The sequence below is a fragment of the Streptomyces sp. NPDC005811 genome (assembly GCF_040630405.1).
Taxonomy (GTDB): Bacteria; Actinomycetota; Actinomycetes; order Streptomycetales; family Streptomycetaceae; genus Streptomyces.
The window spans coordinates 1-4,587 of the sequence record NZ_JBEXXK010000128.1 but is presented as its reverse complement, the minus strand read 5'-3'; the positions used below and the strand labels follow the sequence as shown (position 1 = coordinate 4,587).

The window sequence follows — 4,587 nt, the reverse complement described above, 5'->3', positions numbered from 1 at the left end:
CGCCCTCGGCCTCGACATCACCGTCACCCCGCGAGAAGAGACCGCTTGACCTCTACCAACGCGCATCAACTCAGGCCATTTTCAAGAGAGCAGGGGAGCACTCTGTGAGTGCTTCGTCACAGTACGCACAGGAGAGCCCGTGGCCACCCCCGACGACTCGATCGCCTGCGTGGAGGAACTCCGCGCCGCCCTCGCCCTGCACGGCATCACCCTGCCCTCGCTCCGGATCGACCTGCCGACGTTCACCTCCGCCTACCGCCAGACCCTCGTGGCACTCGGAAACTGCAACCCCGCGACCGCCCGCAACCTGGCCGCCCTCCTCAGGAAGGCAGCCGAGCAGTGACCTTCGAACTCAGCCTCCTCGTCACCCCGAAGTCCGTCCCCGACCTCCGCGGCCAGCTCCACGAGCACGGTCACGACGTCCGTCTCTGCCTCAGCGAACTGCTCACGAACGTCATCGACCACCTCGGCGAGGGCACCCCGGTGACAGTCCGGGTCACCGGCACGTCGTACGGCCGTACCCGCATCGAAGTCACCGACCCCGACCCCCGCGTCCTCCCCGTCCTCCTGCCGCCGACCACCACGGAGGAGTCCGGCCGGGGCCTCGCCCTGCTCGACGTGCTCGCGGAGAGATGGGGCGTCGAGCAGGGGGCGGATCGGAAGACCGTGTGGTGTGAAGTGGGCGGTGTATCAAAAGGTTGATATTCCCGGAACTTCCGTTGCTCACTTGCCAGTTACTGGTAGAAGAAGCCGCATAAAGCGGAAGGCGGGGGCCATGGGGCGCAGGCATCTGGTGTACGTACTGCCCGGTATCGGCGGCAGTGTTCTGGAACGGCCCGGAGAGCAGAAGGCGGTGTGGGACGCGGGCTTCGGCGACATCGCCGGTCTGCTGTCGAAGCCGCACCGGCTGGGGGTCGACGAGCCACTGCGCCCGACCGGACTGATCCGTTCCAAGCGGCTGCTGCCGGGCTGGACGGTGGTCCCCGGCTACGAACGCCTGGTGGCGGGCCTCGCGGCCCTGCCCGGCACGGTCATCGACACCGGCCACCCGGATCAGCGGAACCCGAACGCGAACGTGGTTCTGTTCCCGTACGACTTCCGGCTCGGCGTCCGGCATGCCGCGGAGTTGCTCGCCGCCGACGTCCACGACCGGCTGAAGGACCTCTCGCCGTCCGAACAGGCGGGGCGGGTCGTGGTGGTCGCGCACTCGATGGGCGGGCTGGTGGCGCGCTACTGGCTGGGCCCGCTGGAGGGGTGGCCGCTGTGCCGGTCGCTGATCACGCTGGGCACCCCTCACCGTGGCGCCCCGAAGGCTCTGCACCTGCTGGCCAACGGTGTGCGGCTGGCGGGGGTGCGGCTGGACGGCGTGAGCGAGCTGCTGCGGGAGTGGCCGTCGGTGAGTGAGTTGCTGCCGCGGTATCCGATGATCTGGGACGCAGGCGCTTCGGCTCCCCTGTATCCGCATGATCTGCCTCTGGACGGCCTGCGGTCGCTGGCGGAACAGGGATTCGGGCTGCACGACGAGATCGAGCAGGGGTGGCGGGAGATCCCGCGTACCGGCGCCGAGCCGCAAGTGGTGCCCCGGCTGGGCTGGAGCCATCGGACTCCGGGCTCGGCGGTGTGGGACGGCCGCAAGCTGAAGGTGAGCAAGAAGCTGCCGGGCTGGCTGGATCTGGCGGGCTGGGAGAAGGACCACGGCGACGGCACGGTCCCCGCGATCTCGGCCGTCCCCGTGGAGATGGACGGGCACGACACCCTGGGCTGGCGGGCCCGTGACCGCCACGGCCCGATCGCTTCCGCTGACTGGATCCCCGGCCTGGTCGAGGTCTACGAGCAGCGCCAGAGGCTGACGGCGGCGCGGGGCGAGGAGCGGGAGGCGGCACTCGGGCTGGACGTGGAGGAACTCCATCTCCAGGGGGACGCCATCCCGTTGGAGGTACGGCTGTGCGGGGACAGCCTGGCGGAGGAGGCGACGGCTGATCCGGGCGCGCTGGCTGTCTGGGCGACTCTGCGTCCGGCGGGTGGGCCGCGGAGGGTGGTCGCGGAGGTGCGGCTGGAGTGGGATGGCGAGCGTGGCGCCTTTGCGGCTGATCTCCCTGGTCCTCCGGGAGACGGCTTGTACGACGTGCGGGTGAGTGTGCGGGCTGTGCCGGGAGTCGGCGATCTGTCCGTGTCCGACAGCATCGCGGTGGTGACCGCGTGAGCGCCGCCGGTTCGTGGCCGCGCTGGTCGCTGGAGGGCGAACCGGCCGCGTTGGCGAAGTACGTCCTGCCGGACGAGGTGGCGGCGCTGGTGCGGCTGCCGGGACCGCCGGCGGACAGTCGGCTGGGGCAGGCGCGGGGTGTGTACGAAGCTCTGGCCGACGCCGGGATCACATACTCCTACGAGGCACCCTCCGACGACCCGGAGCGCCAGGTCATCCGCCAGCCCGGCGAGGTGCTGTGGTGCCCCAAGCACGCGACCTGCCTGGATCTGGCGCTGATCCTGGCGGGGGCCTGCCTGCACTCCGGTCTGCATCCGCTGGTCCTGATCGTCGACGCGCCTGAGCAGGGACGGGCAGCCCATGCCCTGCTGGCGGTGTGGATCGACGAGTTGGACCCCGAGAGCGGCATCCAGGTGCCGGATGCGGACGTATGGCCGAGCCCGCCAGACGGCTGGGAAGAGCTCGTCCAGACCGACATCGACGGAGCCTCCCGATCGCTGCTGGTGCTGGACCCGGTGGGCATCTCACACGCGCTGCCTTCGTCTCCGATTCTCGGCGCGAGCGCCACCTTCGCCGCAGCTGCTGCCGCAGGTGCTCGCTACTCGCTCGACTGGAACTGGCGACTCGCCGTCGACATCCGCCGCGCCTGGCGCGAACGCGACACCCACACCCCGGCCGAGCGTCCTGACGACCAGCCGATGCGCTCGCCGTACGTGGACATGGTTCCGGGGATCCACCGGCCTCTGCTGGCGCTGAAAGCCGAGCATCGCGTCGTGCCTTTCCAGGCGAGGGACGAGCTGACGATCCTCACCGACTGGTGCCACGCCGTCGCCACAGGCGCCTACACCGGCGTCATCGTCATCCATGGCGCCGGCGGCGCGGGCAAGACCCGCCTCGCCCTGGAACTGGCCGACCGACTGGCGACCAGGGACGGCTGGTACACCGGTTACCTGCGGGAAGGAGCGGCCGGGCGGGACTGGCTGGGCACGGTCGTCTCCCCCACCCTCATCGTCCTCGACTACGCCGATGCCCGTACCGCCGACGCGGAACACCTGCTGACCATCCTCAAACGCCGGATCGAGCGCGGCGCCGCACCGGCCGTCGTCATCATGACCGCCCGAGCCATCAGCGGTCAGTGGCTGGACACCCTGCGCAAGGCATGGACTCGCGACGGCCATCTCATCAGCGAGGGCCCCCCGCTGGCCCTGCCGCCCGAACATCCCGCCGGCACTGCGCTCTTCCGCCGTGCCGCCCGTGCGTTCCACCAGGGTCCCGACGACGAACTCGACCTCGAAGCCGCCGACCGGGCGGCCCCGGCCGACTGGACCACCCTGGACTACATCCTGCTGGCTCTCCTCGCTGCCCGCAGCCCCGACCGCCTCCCCACCACCAGGGAGGCCCTCTACGAGGAAGTCCTCGACCACGAACGCGCCTACTGGGCCCAGACGTACCGGAAGAACGCCAGTCTGAGCCGGGACGCGGACGCCCCCGTCGACCTGCTCAGCCGCGCGGTCGCCAGCCTCACCCTGCGCGCGCCCACCACCCGCAAAGAGATCCATGCCGCCCTACGCGCGGTGGAGGAACTCTCCGACGACGCGAAGTGGCGCGACACCGTCAGCACCACGTTGACCACCTGCCTGCAACCGGGCCCTGGCGAACCCCTGGTGCTCCGCCCTGACCCCATCGCCGACCACCTCACCCTTCACGAACTCCGCGACGACGAGGACCTTCTCCCCAGCGTCCTGGACGGCCTGGACGGCGACCGTCTCCTGGCCGCCTTGCGCCAATTCAATCGCGCTGCCGCGGCCGAGCCCGAGAGTGCTACTCACCTGGTGACGGAGTGGGTCAGCGCCGACACGGACCGCTGGTTGCCCGTCCTTCACGTTGCGGCGGAACAAGGCGGCACCGCACTGGCAGCCCTCGGCCAACTCATCGACAACGACCCGCCGGTTCCCTGGCTCGAAGCCCTCTCGGACACCATCCCCTTCACCGCGATCGGCCTACCCGAACTGGGCCTGCACGCCGATCTTCGGCGCCTGTCGCTCCTGCGGGCCGACGACACCGCCCCGCCCGCTGAACTCGCCGAGCATCTCCAGCGCATCAGCCACCGTCGATTTACCGTCGGGGACCGGCAGGGGGCGTTGGCCTCGGTCACCGAAGCCGTCGACCACTACCGCACCCTCACCCAAGCCAACCCCGCCGCCCACCTCCCCGACCTCGCCGGCTCACTGCACACCCTCTCCAACCGGCAGAGCGGGACCGGAGACCGGCAGGCAGCACTGGCCTCGGTCACCGAAGCCGTCGACCACTACCGCACCCTCAGCCAAACCAACCCCGCCGCCCACCTCCCCGACCTCGCCGGCTCACTGAACAACCTCTCCGTC

Annotated in this window: 4 protein-coding genes; all 4 read left to right on the top strand. The window is 70.4% G+C overall.

The annotated features are described in order from the left end of the window. The first annotated feature begins 139 nt into the window (after positions 1 to 139). On the top strand, positions 140 to 343 hold the full coding sequence (locus ABZ490_RS51990) for a hypothetical protein (RefSeq protein ID WP_359008051.1): 204 nt from the start codon (positions 140 to 142) through the stop codon (positions 341 to 343). Further along, complete coding sequence (locus tag ABZ490_RS51985; RefSeq protein WP_359008048.1) at positions 340 to 702, top strand: ATP-binding protein; 363 nt, start codon at positions 340 to 342, stop codon at positions 700 to 702. The genes ABZ490_RS51990 and ABZ490_RS51985 overlap by 4 nt, the downstream gene beginning before the upstream one ends. Before the next feature lie 73 nt (positions 703 to 775). Continuing rightward, on the top strand, positions 776 to 2,203 hold the full coding sequence (locus ABZ490_RS51980) for a hypothetical protein (RefSeq protein WP_359008045.1): 1,428 nt from the start codon (positions 776 to 778) through the stop codon (positions 2,201 to 2,203). After that, the coding region (locus ABZ490_RS51975; RefSeq protein ID WP_359008042.1) for a hypothetical protein at positions 2,200 to 4,587 on the top strand (2,388 nt) is incomplete at its 3' end. The genes ABZ490_RS51980 and ABZ490_RS51975, both read left to right, overlap by 4 nt.

What these genes read in the sequence shown, in the direction of transcription:
- ABZ490_RS51980 (WP_359008045.1), top strand. Translation starts at nt 776, where the DNA reads ATGGGGCGCAGGCATCTGGTGTACGTACTGCCCGGTATCGGCGGCAGT.